At 48.0% G+C, this 16,451-nt stretch carries 12 protein-coding genes and 3 pseudogenes; 5 read left to right on the top strand and 10 right to left on the bottom strand.

The features are described 5' to 3' along the window. The first annotated feature begins 55 nt into the window (after positions 1–55). Positions 56–370, top strand: a complete 315-nt coding sequence (gene trxA / locus DW830_RS02245) for a thioredoxin (RefSeq protein WP_089544029.1) — start codon at positions 56–58, stop codon at positions 368–370. Between the two features lie 91 nt (positions 371–461). Here the strand turns inward: trxA and tsaE are convergent, their stop codons facing one another. Together tsaE and DW830_RS02235 are read right to left on the bottom strand one after the other, a co-directional pair. Then, a complete protein-coding gene (tsaE, locus tag DW830_RS02240) occupies positions 462–887 on the bottom strand; it encodes a tRNA (adenosine(37)-N6)-threonylcarbamoyltransferase complex ATPase subunit type 1 TsaE (RefSeq protein WP_119248711.1) in 426 nt (141 codons plus the stop codon). A 115-nt stretch (positions 888–1,002) separates the two neighbouring features. After that, entirely contained in the window at positions 1,003–2,583 is a 1,581-nt protein-coding gene (locus DW830_RS02235) for a bifunctional response regulator/alkaline phosphatase family protein (RefSeq protein WP_119248710.1), read from the bottom strand. 380 nt (positions 2,584–2,963) lie between these two features. Between DW830_RS02235 and DW830_RS02230 the strand changes: the two are divergent. The 3 genes and pseudogenes from DW830_RS02230 (at position 2,964) to DW830_RS02220 (ending at position 5,090) form a co-directional block, all read left to right on the top strand. Further along, a pseudogene (locus DW830_RS02230) lies at positions 2,964–3,952 on the top strand (Rpn family recombination-promoting nuclease/putative transposase). A 264-nt stretch (positions 3,953–4,216) separates the two neighbouring features. Beyond that, positions 4,217–4,498 (top strand): LysO family transporter, encoded by a 282-nt coding sequence (locus tag DW830_RS02225; RefSeq protein WP_089544018.1) that lies wholly within the window; start codon positions 4,217–4,219, stop codon positions 4,496–4,498. Next, a complete protein-coding gene (locus DW830_RS02220) occupies positions 4,488–5,090 on the top strand; it encodes a lysine exporter LysO family protein (protein ID WP_119248709.1) in 603 nt (200 codons plus the stop codon). Before DW830_RS02225 ends, DW830_RS02220 begins: the two co-directional genes overlap by 11 nt. A 33-nt stretch (positions 5,091–5,123) precedes the next feature. Here DW830_RS02220 and DW830_RS02215 read toward each other — a convergent pair whose 3' ends face one another. From DW830_RS02215 to DW830_RS02200, 4 genes and pseudogenes are all read right to left on the bottom strand, one after another. Further along, the gene (locus DW830_RS02215; protein ID WP_119248708.1) at positions 5,124–8,237 is read right to left on the bottom strand and encodes a tetratricopeptide repeat protein; all 3,114 of its coding nucleotides are present in this window, start codon (positions 8,235–8,237) and stop codon (positions 5,124–5,126) included. Between the two features lie 34 nt (positions 8,238–8,271). After that, positions 8,272–9,093 carry a metal ABC transporter permease gene (locus DW830_RS02210; protein WP_119248707.1) on the bottom strand — a complete coding sequence of 274 codons (822 nt, stop codon included), beginning with the start codon at positions 9,091–9,093 and terminating at the stop codon, positions 8,272–8,274. A gap of 76 nt (positions 9,094–9,169) precedes the next feature. After that, entirely contained in the window at positions 9,170–9,553 is a 384-nt protein-coding gene (locus tag DW830_RS02205; protein WP_117661365.1) for a hypothetical protein, read from the bottom strand. Positions 9,554–9,599: 46 nt separating this feature from the next. After that, positions 9,600–10,840, bottom strand: a pseudogene (locus DW830_RS02200) (3-phosphoshikimate 1-carboxyvinyltransferase). A gap of 390 nt (positions 10,841–11,230) precedes the next feature. On the opposite strand from DW830_RS02200, the gene DW830_RS02195 reads away from it, so the two are divergent. After that, on the top strand, positions 11,231–11,737 hold the full coding sequence (locus DW830_RS02195) for a hypothetical protein (protein WP_119248706.1): 507 nt from the start codon (positions 11,231–11,233) through the stop codon (positions 11,735–11,737). Positions 11,738–11,889: 152 nt separating this feature from the next. On the opposite strand, the gene DW830_RS02190 is transcribed toward DW830_RS02195, so the two are convergent. The 4 genes and pseudogenes from DW830_RS02190 to DW830_RS02175 form a co-directional block, all read right to left on the bottom strand. Next, the gene (locus DW830_RS02190; RefSeq protein WP_119248705.1) at positions 11,890–12,642 is read right to left on the bottom strand and encodes an exodeoxyribonuclease III; all 753 of its coding nucleotides are present in this window, start codon (positions 12,640–12,642) and stop codon (positions 11,890–11,892) included. A 153-nt stretch (positions 12,643–12,795) separates the two neighbouring features. Next, entirely contained in the window at positions 12,796–13,389 is a 594-nt protein-coding gene (gene folE / locus DW830_RS02185) for a GTP cyclohydrolase I FolE (RefSeq protein ID WP_119248704.1), read from the bottom strand. A gap of 100 nt (positions 13,390–13,489) precedes the next feature. Continuing rightward, positions 13,490–14,182 carry an SPOR domain-containing protein gene (locus tag DW830_RS02180; RefSeq protein WP_119248703.1) on the bottom strand — a complete coding sequence of 231 codons (693 nt, stop codon included), beginning with the start codon at positions 14,180–14,182 and terminating at the stop codon, positions 13,490–13,492. Positions 14,183–14,321: 139 nt separating this feature from the next. Continuing rightward, positions 14,322–16,405, bottom strand: a pseudogene (locus DW830_RS02175) (BT_3928 family protein). Positions 16,406–16,451 lie beyond the last annotated feature (46 nt).

Genomic DNA, 16,451 nt, shown 5'->3' with positions numbered 1-16,451 from the left:
AAGATGAGTTATCAGATCAATTAATATTAATTATATAAAAAAAAAGTATAAGAAAATGGAAGTAACAATTACAACCGAGAATTTCGAGAGTTACAAGAATGGCGAGTTGCCATTGGTAGTAGATTTGTGGGCTACATGGTGTGGTCCTTGTCGCCAGATTGCTCCTATCGTGTCAGAATTGGCTGAGGAGTTTGATGGTAAGTTGGTAGTTGGTAAGTGTGATGTAGAGGAGAACGACGACATCGCTATGGAGTTTGGCGTTCGCAACATCCCTACCATCCTTTTCTTCAAGGGCGGTCAGTTGGTTGACAAGTTTGTTGGTGCTGCTAACAAGTCAACTCTCAAGGAGAAGTTTGAGGCGCTGCTGTAAGACATGTGTCTCTTTTGATAAAATAAGAAAAAAGAGAAATGAAGAATGGACTGGTTTCCATTTTTCATTTCTCTTTTTTGTATTTCTTTTCCTAACTTTTCGCCCCGGCGAATTCTACGCTTCTGCTACCATCTTCCTCCACGGTGATGGTAACCTTGGTGCAATCCTCCGGCAGCAGGTCCTCGATGAGTTCCGGCCACTCCAGAAAGCAGAGGTTTCCGCCGTAGAAATAATCCTCGTATCCCATATCATACACCTCATCAATCTTCTTGATGCGGTAGAAATCGAAATGGTAGATAGGATCACCGTTTCCGGCAGTGTATTCGTTGACGAGAGCGAAGGTAGGCGAGGTGATCACATCCTCTACGCCCAGTTCCTCGCAGATAGCTTTTACGAAAGTTGTCTTTCCGGCACCCATCTTGCCATAGAAGGCGAAGACCTTGCCGTCGCCCATGTTCTGCAGGAATTCCTTGGCTGCAGTATGGATGTTGTCTAATGAATCAATCTTAATCTTCATATATTCTACTTTGAACTTTGATTTTTTTTACTTTGAACTTTTTTACTTTGAACTTTGAATTTTGAACTTTATGATTACTATAAACTTTAAATTATAAACTATAAATTATCAACCATCACAGTTTTCTCTTTCTCGGTGTCAGGGTGATGAGCGGAATAAGCATTTCCTCCATCGAGATGCCACCGTGCTGGAAGGTATCCTTATAGTACGAAACGTAGTAATTGTAGTTGTTCGGATAGGCGAAGAAGGCATCTCCGTAGGCAAAAACATACGATGTACTCAGGTTGGGAGCAGGCAACTGTGCCCTTTTCGGATCCTTGATGGTGAAAACCTCCTTGGCATTGCAGGCTAGGTTCTTGCCCAGCTTGTAGCGCAGGTTGGTATTCGTGTTGCGGTCGCCGATGATCTTGATGGGCTTCGAGGCGCGGATGCTTCCGTGGTCGGTGGTGATCACCACCTTGCAGTCATCCTGCGACAGTCTTCTGAACAGTTCCGAGAGCACCGAGTGGCGCAGCCAGCTCTGCGTGATGCTGCGGTAGGCACTCTCCGTATTGGCAAGCTCGCGTACCATCTTCGATTCCGTTCGGGCATGCGAGAGCATGTCGATGAAGTTGATCACCAGCACGTTCAGGTCCTTCTCCCTGCATTCGTTGTAGTGCTCCATAAACCGGTCGGCGCCCTGCGAATCGTTCACCTTGTGATAGCTGAAGTTGTATCGCTTGCGGTATCTGTCGAGCATCGTCTGTATCAGCGGCTCCTCGTTCAGGTTCTTGCCCTCCTCCTCGTCTTCATCCACCCAGAGTTCCGGAAACATCTCGGCAATCCTGTTGGGCATCAGACCGCTGAAGATGGCGTTCCGGGCGTATTGCGTGGCGGTAGGCAGGATGCTCATATACATATCCTCGTTAATGTCGAACATGTCGCCGATGTCAGCTGCCAGCATCTTCCACTGGTCGTATCTGAAGTTGTCTATCACGATGAGGAACACCTTCTCTCCCTTGTCCAGAATCGGGAAAATCCTGTTTCTGAAGACATCCTGGCTCATCATCGGGCGGTCGCCGGAAGAAGAGGCATTCCCATCCCTCTTCTGGTCTATCCAGTCCAGATAGTTCCTGGTGATGAATTTGGCAAATCCGATGTTTGCCTCCTCCTTCTGCATGGCGAGCATCTCGGTCATCTGACTGTCTGTATCGCTCAGTTCCAGCTCCCATTTCACGAGTCTTCTGTATATCTCCATCCAGTCGTGGCAGGAACGGCAGTCCATCATCTTCAGGGCAATCTGCTGGTAGTCCTGCTGGTATCCGCTCTGCGTTACCTCGGTCACGATATCCTTTCGGTGGATGTTCTTTTTCAGCGAGAGCAGAATCTGGCTCGGATTGACGGGCTTGATGAGATAGTCGGCGATTTTCGACCCGATGGCCTGGTCCATGATGTTCTCCTCTTCGCTCTTGGTACACATCACAACGGGTGTAGCGGGCTGGATGTCCTTGATTTGCTGCAGGGTCTCCAGACCGCTCAGTCCAGGCATCATTTCATCGAGGAGGATGAGGTCGAAGGATTGCTGTCGGCATAGCTCGATGGCATCCGAGCCATTGCTCACCGTGGCAACCTCGTATCCTTTCTTCTCCAGGAAGATGATATGCGCCTTGAGAAGCTCAATTTCATCATCGATCCATAGTAATAATCCGTTGCTCATATTGCATTATCCTTTTAGAGTATCTTTTTGCTGTATCCTTTTAGGATATGTTTTTATTTTCGAGGTGCTAAAGTACAAAGAATAATTGAATGACGGAAGAGAGTTGTGGTTAAAGAAACTTAATTGAAAAAAAAAGTGCCGATAAGCTTTACTTACCGGCACTTCCTTTCATTGATAATCATAAAATGCGAGCGGAAAGCAGTTTACCCCTCAAAGAAAACTGTAACTTCTGTAACCGTAACCACTGTAACCCCCTCCACTGCCTCTTGATACTTTCCTGAGAAGAGCAGGGAATCATCACATTTTCTCAACTTTTATCTGAAAACTCTTGCAGGTATGAAAATAAAGTCGTAACTTTGCGGTAGGGTTTTAAAAGACAGATGATTATGAAGCAGGTAGAAGAAAGATATATCAGTTTGTTGACCGATTTCGGTTTCAAGCGAATTTTCGGATCAGCTCCCAACAAGGATTTGCTGATCTGTTTCCTCAACAGCTTGTTCAACGGAAGACAGGTTGTTAAGGACGTGAAGTATCTGAATCCAGAGAATGTGGGCGACATCTACACCGACAGAAAAGCTATTTTCGATGTATATTGCGAAGGTGAGAACGGCGAGAAGTTTATCGTGGAAATGCAGAATGCATACCAGACCTACTTCAAAGACCGTGCCCTGTTCTATTCCACTTTTCCGATTCGTGAGCAGGCTCCTAAGGGTAGTGAATGGGACTTCAAGCTCAACCATGTTTACACCATTGCTCTGCTCAACTTCAACATGAACGAGGATGCCTTCAATAAGGAGGAAATCCGCCATCATGTACAGTTATGCGATACAGCTACGCACAAGATTTTCTACGATAAGCTGGAGTTTATCTACGTGGAAATCGCCAAGTTCAACAAGTCGCTTGACGAGTTGGATACGCTCTACGACAAGTGGCTCTATGCCTGAAGAATCTCTATAAGCTTACTCAGCGCCCTAAGGCGTTATGCGACAAGGTCTTCGACCGCCTCTTCGAAGAAGCCGAGATTGCAAGATTCACTCCGCAGGAACAGCGGGAGTATGAAGCCAGTAAGATGGCGTATCGTGATATCAAGAATTCGATTGATACCGCTAAGAGAGAAGGAAAAGAAGAAGGACTGGCTGAAGGAATGGAGAAAGGATTGGCTGAAGGAATGGAGAAGGGCTTGGCTGAAGGAATGGAGAAAGGCTTGGCTGAAGGAATGGAAAAAGGTCTGGCTGAAGGAATGGAGAAGGGCATGAACAAGCGAAGCCTTGAGATTGCCAGAAAGATGCTGACGAATGGCATAGATACTGCTACGGTGATGGAAATAACGGGATTGTCGGAGAGTCAGTTGAAGCAGCTGAAAGAATAAGGGAAATTTAACCCAACTTGCTGCTGCTTATTATGTAACTGCTTGATTTCCAATATCCGTATTTTTAGAAGTCAGTTTTTTCCTTGTTGTGGCACATTAATAAAGAGAAGTTGAGAATGGGGTTTGTGAATGTCAGAATACCAAGCAAACTATAGAATATAACAAGAAGATTAGCAAGTATTAGTACTAGTACGATCCGTTATTATTATCGAAGATAAAAGTAATCAATCAAAAATAATAAAAAAAGAAAGAAAAGAAGAAACAATGCTCAAGATTGTAATGATCATGCTATGCGGAATTGGTACGGGGTACCTGCTCCGCAACAAGAAAATGAGTTTTATCGGCCGTGTCATCACGGCGCTTATCTGGGTACTCCTCTTCCTGCTCGGCATCGAGGTGGGAGCGAACCCTCGTATTATCAATGGTCTTCAGACCCTGGGACTCGAAGCCATCGTGCTTACGATAGCCGGAAGTCTGGGTAGTGCAATCTTTGCGTGGGCATTGTGGAGATATGTCTGCAGAAAGGAGGCTGGAAATGAAAGGTAGTCTGATTATCGTAGGCTTCTTCGTACTGGGCATCATCGTGGGAGTGTGGGATGTGATTCCTGCCAGTTTCCTGGCGAGCGACGTGAGCTATTATGCCCTCTGCTGCCTGATGTTCTGCGTGGGTATCAGCATCGGCTGCGATACTTCTATCCTGAAGAGTTTCAGAAAGGTGAATCCCCGACTGATGATGTTGCCGGTGATGACCATCCTGGGAACCCTTGCCGGATGCGCAGCTGCCTCCCTGATACTGGGACACCGTCAGATCTCCGACTGTCTCGCCATCGGTTCGGGCTTCGGATACTACTCATTGTCGAGCATCTTCATCACGCAGTATCGGGGTGCCGAGCTGGGAACCATCGCCCTGCTTGCCAACATCTTCCGTGAGATTCTCACCCTGCTCTGTGCGCCTCTGCTGGCGAAGTATTTCGGCAAGCTGGCACCTATCAGCGTAGGTGGAGCCACCACGATGGATACCACATTGCCTATCATCACCCGCTATTCGGGCGAGAGCTTCATCATCGTTTCCATCTTCCACGGCTTCTGCGTAGATTTCTCCGTACCGTTCCTGGTTACCTTCTTCTGTTCGCTCTAACGGCTTCCTTGCCGCTAGAGCTTTCTTGCTTTATCAGAATCCATTCAGCTCGATGTATTCATCATCGGCTTCTGAATCTGGGGTATTCGAGTCATCGAAGTAGATGCCGGTATCGGTATCTTCTGCGGGCTGGCTCTCGATATCGATTCCATTATCTTCAGGATTCTTCTTCTGGGAATCATTTTCTTCCTTCAGAGCATCTTCCTCCTTCTGGGAATCCTTATCCACTACGATTTCCGTTGGCTCCATCAGCAGGCGCATCTTGCTGATCTTCAGCGGTGCGAAGTGACGGGTATAGAACTTGTCGTAATCATCATACGAGAGATTTCTGCCCAGAAGCTCGAGGTTCGGCTCGCTGATTACGTAGCTTCTCGCCTTGGAAATCAGACAGAGAATGCCGGCTTGCCGATGCAGCTCGTTGGCATACTGGCGCGCCTCGTCGTAGTTCTGGAAACCGCTTACCTGCAGGCGATGCAACCCCTGGAGGTCTTCGATGCTGATGTCGAAATTGCGCGCCATATAGGTGGTGAAGTTATACTTGGCTACCTCAAAGAGCAGCTGGTTCTCGTTGACGGAATCGGGACTGTAGGCGAGCAGGAAGACAAAACGGTCGTTGCGGTCGGCAGAGAATTCTTTCTGCTGGGTGGAGTCCTGGGAATTGAGCACATCGCTGCGTTTCGCCCAGACATTACTCAGGTCGAACTTTCCGCCGTAGAGTCGTCTTCCGGCATTCACGCCGTTTACGATCATTCCCGCCATCTCGCTCAACCGGCTGTTGGGATATTGCGCTATCACCTGGTTCATCTTTTCCAGGCATTCGGAAACCTTGCCCTCGTTGAGCAGGGTCATACCGCTGATGAAGAGGAACTTGTCGCGGTTGGCGCCAGTAGGGAACCGCTTGTCTGATATTTCCGAGTTGTGCATCACCGCCTCGTACTTGCCCTCCTTGAATGCCTGATAGGTGAGGGTGTAGATGGAATCTTCGATGTGTACACCCATCCTCGCATTCTCCAGATAGTAAGGGTCGGAGAGGAGGGCTGTGAACTGGCTTTTTGGGTAATCCTTCTTTAATTTATCGACATAACTGTTCGCCATCTGAGTTTGCTTCTTTCGGGAATAAAGCAGATACAGATGGTAATAGGCTTCGTCGAGATGCTTGAAATCCGGGTAGTTGTCCACCAGTCGGAGCAGCATCTTCTCGCTCAGTGCCAGGTTGTCGAGCCGGTCCTTGAAGATGATTCCGGCATGGTATAAGCCATCCGCCAGGAGCTGGTTGCTCGCTGACATCTGCTCTGGGGTGAACGGAATCTGGGCCAGATAATAAGCCCGTTGATGAGGGTCGAGGCTGGCGCTATCGGCAGATGGTTTGCCGGATTCTTTCTGGGATAAAGAATGGGATAGAGCGTCTTGTAATGCATCAGGCTGGAGCTTGGAATCTTGATCAGAATTCGTTTCTTGCCCGGAATCTGTTCTCTGTGCTGAAGATGTTCCTTGTCCGGAATCTGTTCTTAGCTTGGAATCTGTTCCTTGAGCGATATCCGTTTCTTGTGCTGAAGCTACAACTGTTTTGTTGATTCTCTGCCAGTTGTCGAGGTTCTTTCGCTTTCCCCAGAGTTTCTCGAAGAGCGCCTTACCCTGGCTTACGGCTACAGGGGAATAGAAATACCAGGTATTGGTGTTCCCGAATCCGTTCCCGAATCCGTTTCTGGAATCTTTCCCGGAACCATTCCCGTCATTTCCTCCATCAAATTCCGAATTCATTTCTGCTCCGTCGTCCCATCTCCTTCTTTCTTCCTCTTTCTCCTTTCTTTTCAGGGCAGCTATCACTCGGTCGATGGCTGCGTTTCTGTCTCTCTCGTCCATTTTGGCAATAGACTGAAGGGAATCCTGGAGGGCAATGGCATCGGTATAGGGAACCAGTTCGTCCAGCACCTTGGAGCGATGAGCCAGCTGCGGATAATCCTTTCTGTCCTGATCGAGCAAACCGATTGCTTCGCCATAGCAGCGCTTGGCATCGGCATATCGTTCGGTTTCCCAATACAAATTGCCCAGACGCTGCAGGAGTACACCCTTCTCTATACCGTTTCGGGTAGCCTTCCGGTTGCCTTTTTCGTAGGCATAGATGGCATGCAGGGTATCTTTCTGGGCTAGGTGGATGTTGCCGATGGCATAATATACCTGGTCCAGATAATCCTTGTTCTTATCCGATGCCGCCATACGCTTGAGTCGGCTGATCATCTTCCTGCTGTTACCCGAAGCCAAGACCTCGGTGATGGCGATGCGGGCATTAAACTCCAGTTCGTAGGGCGGATTGAGCCGGATGACGTGGCGGAAAGCCTGATAAGCCTCCTGCTGGTTGCCGATGGAAGCCTGTAACTGTCCCATCAGATACCACTGGCGGGCTTTCTGCTTGTGTCGCATCTCATGGCTTATCACCTTCCTGAGATAGGGAATCGCCTTCCGGGCATCCCCCGTGTGTATATAGTAATCGGCGAAGGCATAATCCCATTCCTTCTGGGCACGCCAGTGAATGGAATCGCGCTGGATGTTTCGGATCACATCTTCTGCATCGTAGGTCCAGCCCTGCTCGATATAGCATTTGGCAAGCCAGGCGCGCGCCTTGCCGTAGATGGCAGGCTGGGTGGAGTAAAGGCGGCTCATATAGGAGAAGGTGGCAGCAGCCCCCTCGAAATCCCCCTTCTGGAATTGCGAGCGGCCCATCAGCATCCACGCTTTCCATAAAAACGGATTGTATTCTCTGCGACTGAGCCATTCGATATCTTTCGCCGTCTTTCTCTTGCCGGGTTCCCATACAGGGCGGCGCTTGATGCTGTGCTGGTGGATGGCTTTCTCGCATTTTTCGATGGCTCGGTCGAAGTTGGCTTTGCCCAGATCGCGGCTGTTCTTGTTGCCTACGGTATAGAGTGGAATCTGCTCCGTAAAGTTGTCCCGGTTGCCTTCTTCCTTCTCCAGCGCTCCATCGATATAAGCCACGGTACCATTATAATAGGTATTGTATCGGGCATTAAAGGCATGCCACCACCTGCTCTGCGCCGTATTCTTCTGCGTAGAGCATCCCGTCAGGTTCACTGCAATCACAGCGAGTCCTATCAGAAAAAGGTGTTTGATGGGGCTTTTGCCTTTCATTGTTTTCTATTTTTTCAGAATGCATCTATTGTTATTATGAAAGATCTGTCTTCCTCTTTCTCCTGATGCCCAGGATGATTTTGGCGAGTGCGAATACCACGATGCTGATGAAGATGATGGTGGCACCTGATGGCACGTTGAGCAGATAACTGATGTAGAGACCGGCGATGCAGTCTATCCATCCCAGGATGATGCTTGCCCATATCATCTGCTTGTAATTATAGGTGAAGAGGTTGGCGGTCATCTGCGGAATGGTGAGCAGACTGATGGCGAGTACGATGCCCACCATTTTCAGTGTAGCCACAATGGTCATGGCGATAAGCGTCATCATCAGGTATTCGATAGCGGTAACCGGCAGATGCTGCGAACGGGCGAAGGTACTGTCGAATGCGATGTTCTGGATAGGGCGCAGGAGGAAGGTGAAGAGGAGGGCTACGATAAGGGCGAGTCCGCCCAACAGCCACAGGTCTGCGCTGTCGATGGCAAGGATGCTTCCGAAGAGGAAGGAGGGCAGGTCGGGCATGAATCCTGGAGTCAGGAAACAGCAGATGATGCCCACGCTCATTCCCAGGGTCCAGAACATGGCGATGGCGGAATCCTTTCGCACATCTTTCTTGCGCGATATCCATTGCACTCCGAAGGCGCTGAGTACGGCGAAACCCATGGCGGAGAGTATCGGATTGATTCCTGTAAACACGCCGATGCCGATGCCTCCGAAAGAGGCATGGGTGATGCCGCCGCTGATGAATACCAATCGGCGGGTAACGATGTAGGTTCCGATAAAGCCGCACAGGATGCTTGCCAGAAAGGCGCCTATCAGTGCATTTTGGAAAAATGTATATTGTAGTATATCCATTCTTTTACTTTGAACTTTTACTTTGAGCTTTGAACTTTATGATTAGCAATGCTGCTGAACTTAGAACTGCAAAATTCTAGCTTAAAAAGCCGATGACTTCATCCTTCAGCTGGTTGGGCAGGTTGATGCCTCTCAGTATCAGGCTTCTGTTCCATCCTGCCACTTCTTCCGGCTGCATGGTATAGAGCACTTCCGAGAATTCCTCAACCTCCTCATCGGTATAGGCATCAGCATCCCGACCGGCAAAGCGGTCGAGATCCTCATCATCGTAATATTCTATTTCTTTGGTGGCGGCTTCCATCATGCACTCCTGCTCGCACTTCGAGTTCTCACCGTTACAGGTGTTGCACGATACGCCTTCCTGCAAAGGTTCCTCGTCTTCCCCCCTGCGGTGAGATACGATTCCGAAAATGGCGCTTATCAGGCCTAATGCCACCAGGGCTAAAACTAAATATAGCATTTACTTTGAACTTTGAACTTTATGATTAGCAAAGCTGTTGTATTCTTCACTTTTCACTCTCAATAATTTCAAACCCTACTTTCTTCAGGTCTTCCCAATAATGAGGATAGGATTTGCTCACTACCTCGGGATTGTTGATATCAATCTGAGGGAACTTGAAGGCGAGAGGGGCGAATGCCATCGCCATACGATGATCCTCGTAGGTATCGATTGGAGCAAATGAAGCTCGCAGGTTTCGCCATCCCAATACAGGGTGTTGTCGTTTTCATCGTGGATGACATAGCCCACCTTCTTCAACTCTGTCTTCAGTGCCTCGATGCGGTCGGTCTCCTTGATCTTCAAGCTGGCAAGACCCGTGAACTTGAACTTTACACCCAAGGCACAGCAGGCTACCACAATGGTCTGAGCTAGATCAGGAGAACCTGAGAAATCATAATCGAATTTCGGCAGAAGACAGCGGTTCGCCTTCAGCATGACATTCGAAAGATGATCATGGTTCTCAAATTCACTTTTCACTCCCAGCAGACTGAAAATGTATTTCACCACGGAATCTCCCTGCTTCGAGCAGTCCATCAAGCCTTCGAGCTGGATTCTGGAGTCGATGTTGCCATTCAGAGCCATCATCTCATACCAGTAGGAAGAAGCACTCCAGTCGTTCTCTATCATATAGGATGTCTCCTTGTAAGGCTGTGGCTTCACGGTGATGGTATTCATATCCGTCCAGTCGGCATCAGCACCGAATTCCTTCATCGTCCAGAGAGTAAGGTCGATGTAAGGGCGGGATGCTATCTCTCCAGTCAACTTCAGTTCCAGTCCGTTCTTCAGAATCGGACCGATCATCAGAAGCGCCGAGATATATTGCGAACTGATATTGCCCACTACCTCCAGGTGGCCGCCTTCCAGCGCCTTGCCTCGGATATGGAGTGGGGGATAGCCTTCCTTCTTCTCGTAGGTGATGTCGGCACCCAGATAGCGCAGGGCATCTACGAGGATGCCGATAGGGCGGTTCTGCATGCGCTCGGTGCCGGTGATGGTATGTTCGCCTGTGGTGGCAGAGAGATAGGCTGTCATGAAACGCATGGCTGTGCCTGCTGCCTTGATGTTGATGACCTCGGGCATATTCTGAAGGGCGGCAACGATCACTTTCGTATCATCGCAGTCGCTCAAGTTGTTGGGGTGGATATGGCTTCCTGCCATCGCACTGATTACGAGAGCTCGGTTGCTAATACTCTTAGATGCTGGCAAGTTGATACTTGCGTTCAGTTGGCTTGGTGCTTGATGGTATATTTTATCATACGCGTACCTTATATTATATATATTTTAGTGCAAAAGTACAAAATAAAAAGTATATACGCTAGTTTCTGGCGAAAAGTTTTCGAAATATCTCAAAAAAAGCATCGGCAGCCGTGCTCTATTTCTACCTCTTACTGTCAATATGTAAACGAGATGGGGGTAATAATGGGGTATATGGAGATATGACTATTTCAAAGTGTAAAAATCGCCCCCCTAAAATGTCAAATTGTAATTTTGTGTGCGTTTTCTTTCAAAAAGTAAAACTGACCCCAAAAATAACATAAAATAGCGTTAAGGAATGATACAACTTACCGGAATTTGTAGTACCTTTGCATCAGAAAAATAAAACAATAAACAATTAGTAACAATCTAAAAATTAAAAATATGAAACGAGTTATATTATTCTCATTGATGGCTCTCATGACCGTAGCTACTTTCGGTCGCAAGCACGTAGAGAATGCAACAGTAGTAGCAGACACTATTTTCTATGCAGAAAATATGAGTAACGTAGCTAGTGCAGATCAGGCTAGTTATTACAGATTGCTGATGACTACCGGCGCTGGCATCAATAAGAAGGATGTGTTCCAGGACTTCTATATGAACGGTAATCTTCGTGCCGAGGGTGGCTACAGCTTCATCGATCTCGGTAACGACCGCAATACTATCTTTAATGGTGAGGTTACTACTTACTACAAGAATGGTAAGGAGAAGTGGCACGGAAAGTATGTTAACGGCAAGCGTGAGGGATACTTCACTCTCCAGCTCCGTGAAGGTGGCGTGGCTATTGTTCAGTTCAAGAATGGTAAGTCTATTCACAATTACTTTATGGTAACATACAAGGATGGTACCACAGAGAAGAAGAATCTCTCTGAGATTCAGAGCTTGCTGTAGAGGATCTCTCTAAGATAGAAGATCTTTAAAATAGAAAATCTCTCTTAAATTAAATAGAAAATCTCTCTTATATAAATTAAAATTTTATGTTGATATGACCAATATGGGGATGGCTTCCGGGAGGAAGGTACATCCCCTTTTTTTTGCTATGTCTAGAGTGCCAGATCAACCTCTACCGGGCAGTGGTCGCTGCCCATGATGTCGGTATGTATCTTTGCTTCTGTAATCTTATCCTTGATGCTATCAGATACCAGGAAGTAGTCGATGCGCCAGCCGGCATTCTTCTCGCGTGCCTTGAATCGGTATGACCACCACGAATAGGTAACCTCTTCGGGATGCAGATAGCGGAAGGTATCTGTAAAGCCATCGTTCAGAAGCTGCGTCATCTTCTCTCGCTCCTCGTCGGTAAAACCGGCATTGCGACGGTTGGTCTTCGGATTCTTGATATCTATCTCCTGATGTGCCACGTTTAAGTCGCCACAGATAACTACTGGTTTCTTGGCATCCAGATTTTTCAGGAACTTTCGGAAGTCATCTTCCCAAGTCATGCGATAATCCAGGCGCTTGAGTTCTGTCTGGGAGTTCGGAGTATAGCAGGTTACGAGATAGAAGTTGTCATACTCCAGGGTGATGACTCTTCCTTCGTGGTCGTGCTCCTCCACGCCCATACCGTAGCTCACGCACAGTGGTTGGTGGCGGGTATAGATGGCTGTGCCCGAATATCCCTTCTTCTCGGCATAGTTCCAGTAGCTTTCGTAGCCCTCGAACTTCAGGTCGAGCTGACCTTCCTGCATCTTGGTTTCCTGCAGACAGAAGAAGTCGGCATCGAGTGCCTTAAACTGGCTCTCGAAGTCCTTGCCCACGCAAGCACGCAGGCCATTCACGTTCCAGGATATAAACTTCATATTACTTTGAACTTTGAATTTTGAACATTGAACTTTAAACTTTGAACTTTGAAATTTGAACTTTGAACTTTTTGATGAGTTGCTGGATGTTTTTACTTGAGAATCACTTCTTTGGAATCACTTCTTTAGAATCACTTCTTTAGAATCACTTCTTTAGATTCTCTTGCTCTCACCTCTCAGCAGGCTCATGAACTCCTGGCGGGTGTTCAGTGAATTGAATACACCGCTGTAATCGCTGGTAGTAGTGATGGAGTTCTGCTTCTCCACACCACGCATCTGCATACACATGTGCTTAGCTTCTACTACGACCATTACGCCCTGAGGATTCAATGTCTCCTGGATGCAGTCCTTGATCTGCTGGGTAAGGCGCTCCTGCACCTGAAGGCGGTGGCTGAAGATATCTACTACACGGGCAATCTTGCTCAGTCCGGTAATCTTGCCGTTAGGGATGTAAGCCACGTGTACCTTGCCATAGAAAGGCAGCATGTGATGCTCGCAGAGAGAGAAGAAATCAATGTCCTTCACGATGACCATCTGGTCGTATTTCTCCTCAAAGAGGGCATCGGTCAATACCTTGTGGGCATCCTGATAGTAGCCGCGGGTCAATACCTGCATCGCCTTGGCTACGCGCATAGGAGTCTTTACAAGTCCTTCACGCTCTGTGTCTTCACCCAGGAGCTTCAAAACTTCCTTATAGTGTCCTGCGAGTTCATCCAATCCCTCGCGAAATTCTGTTTCTGGATTCATATCTTATTTACTTTGAACTTTGAATTTTGAACTTTATGAATAGTAAGACTGTTGAAATCTTCACTTTTCACTCTTCACTCTTCACTTTTCACTCTTTACTTTAATACTGCACGGTAATCTGGCCTTTTACCAGGCATGCCTGTCTGTATCCCAGGGCTTTTACCTTGGCAAGCACCTTCTGTGCTTCGCCCAGATTGCGGAAGTTGCCCATACGGCAAATCCATCTTGGCGAGTAGAAGTGCACATATACAGGCTGGTCTGGGAACTTCATCTTGATGTTGTTGCCCGTCTGTTCAGCCTTCAGTCGGTCGTTGCGTGAGTTTCCTCCGGCAAAGATCTGCACTCTATATCCTGTAACCTTATAGCTTCTGCGCATTACCTTCTTGCGCATATCCACTACAGGCATCTCGGTTTCTTCCTGATGTGTCTCAGCCTTCTGTGCATTGTTTTCGTGCTGTTTCTCCTTGGCAGTTTCGTGCTGTGGCTCGTTCTTCTTGAGCGAGTCTGGTGACTGCTTGTGTTGGGTAGCTGGAGTTACTTCTTTATGCTGAGTATCTGTTGGTTTCTTCTGTGGTTGTGGGTTAGTCTTAGTCTTATCGTCCTGTGGATTCACCTGATTTGTATTGGTTGGAACCTGTTTTCCGTTCACCAATTCGTCGATAGCCTTGCTTTGGTGTACGGTCACGACACCCTGTCCTGGATTCTTCTGCTTGAGATGGTCCAAGTAAGTCTGCGCATTCATCTGGATAGATGAGCAGAGGATGAAAATCAATAATGTGACGAATTGTTTCATGACTATACCTTATTTAATATATATATACCTTTTATTAATATATAATGTGTCAGCAATCTGTTTCTGCTATCCTATAAAGATAGGGAAAGGGATGCCCCCATGAAAGAAGGCATCCCCTTTGGTAAATATCCTTGTGAGATTACTTCTTCCAAGCGTCGATGATACCCTTGAAATCAGCAGCCTTCAAAGAAGCACCACCGATCAAACCACCGTCGATGTTTGGCTTAGCGAAGAGCTCAGGAGCGTTGCTAGCCTTGCAGCTACCACCGTAGAGGATAGATGTCTCCTCAGCAGCCTCGTTGCCATACTTCTCTGCTACGATTGAGCGGATGTATGCCAACATCTCCTCTGCCTGATCAGATGTAGCGGTCTTACCTGTACCGATAGCCCAGATTGGCTCGTAAGCGAGGATGATGTTCTTCCAAGCCTCTGCGTCCAAGTGGAATACTGAACCTTCCAACTCAGCCTTAACAACCTCGTTCTGCTTCTCTGCCTCGCGCTCCTCGAGAGTCTCACCGCAGCAGAAGATGATCTTCAAACCGTTAGCCAAAGCCAACTCTACCTTCTCCTTCAAGATCTCTGCAGTCTCACCGTAGTACTCACGACGCTCTGAGTGACCGAGGATAACGTACTGAGCACCTGTGCTCTTAACCATCTCAGCTGAAACCTCACCTGTGAAAGCACCCTTAGCCTTGTCTGCGCAGTTCTCAGCACCGAGACCTACTACCTCTGAATCCAAAACCTGAGCTACAGAAGCCAAGTGGATGAATGGAGTACAGATAACTACGTCACAGTTTGGCTTGTCTGCTACCAATGCCTCGTTGATCTCCTTAGCGAGAGCAACACCGTCCTGCAGGTTCATGTTCATTTTCCAGTTGCCTGCTACAATTTTCTTTCTCATTTTTCTTTTCTTTTTAAAAGTTGATAATATTCTGTTTGAATTCTCTTTCTTTCTGATCCAGGCGCCCCATGCCCAAAGCCGGTCGGCGATGGTAAGGAATACCAGCGGGATGACAAACCAGGAGATGATGCCGGCTATCTTCTTGGCGGCACTTACTTCCGGCATCTTGCCGATTTCAGTCTTCTCCAGCGGCTTGCCTGCCAGGTCTGCCATCTTAGGCAGGTCGTTGTGGCTCCATTTCTGGATAATGGTGCCGTCTTTCAGCAGCAGCAGTCCCGGATTGCTGCGTATCACGGTCTTCAGCGTTGTCTCGTCTGTGATATAGAAGGGATATTCTGCTCCCGTGATGTCTTGCCAGTGCCTGATGGCTTTCTCCGTACTTGCCGTGAGGCAGAGGAAGGGATATCCATGGTCGTTGGCGTATTCGTGTATCTCGTCGATGCTTCCGAAGTTGCTGTCATCGGCAAAGTCGAGATGTGGCGAGATGAGCAGGAAGGTGTAGCCCTTGCGGTGAATCACTTCCTGGGTGATATCTTCGCCCGTCTTCGCATCCTCTATGCTGAAGTCGTGGATAGGGGGCACGTAGCCTTCTTCTGTCTGCACCGTCTTGCTGTCGATGAAGGTCCAGGTAGAGTCTGGATAATTGTCTATCGTAAACTCCTTTCGCTCGCCGTTCTTCTCCAGAATGAAGGTGGTATCAAACTTCGGCTGCTTGGCTCCCTTCGGAATCTCCATACCCTTGGCGATGTTGGCACCGATGTGATAAGGGCGGAAGTCGAACTGCGGCAGATACCACAGGCTCCAGATGCTCATCACGATGGAGAAGAGGAAGGTGTAGTTGATCACTACCACTGTGTCTGTTTCGAGATGAGCCTCGGCATCTCCAGCGGCTTTCTCCAAAGCAGGACGGCGAAAATCAGGAGGATGATGTTCTTGATGAATGTCTCCATATTGGTGAGCACTACGGCGTCACCGAAGCATCCGCAATCCTTTACTGGGTCTGCGATGACGATCCAGAGTGTAATCAGCGTCATCACGCTCATCACGGCAAGGGTGATTTTGCTCACCAGTCTCCGTCGGATGGCGAAGAGGAGGAAGATACCGATGGCAAACTCAGCAGTGGCAAGCAATACCGACATCACCAGGGTGCTCCAGTCGGGAAACATCCAGTCGATATGCAGCGCTTCCAGATAGTCGGTTATCTTGTATTGTGTGCCCAGTGGATCCATTCCCTTCACGAATCCTGAGAAGATGAAGGTTACAGCCACGAGCAGTCGCCCGATATTCACCGCTGTTTTTGTTATAATCTGCTTTGCCGTCATAAATTACCCTTTTACTTCATAGAATGAGCCTTCTCGAATGAGCCTT

The organism is Prevotella sp. AM34-19LB (genome assembly GCF_003468525.1).
Lineage (GTDB): Bacteria > Bacteroidota > Bacteroidia > Bacteroidales > Bacteroidaceae > Prevotella.
This window is presented reverse-complemented; position numbering and strand designations above follow the sequence as displayed.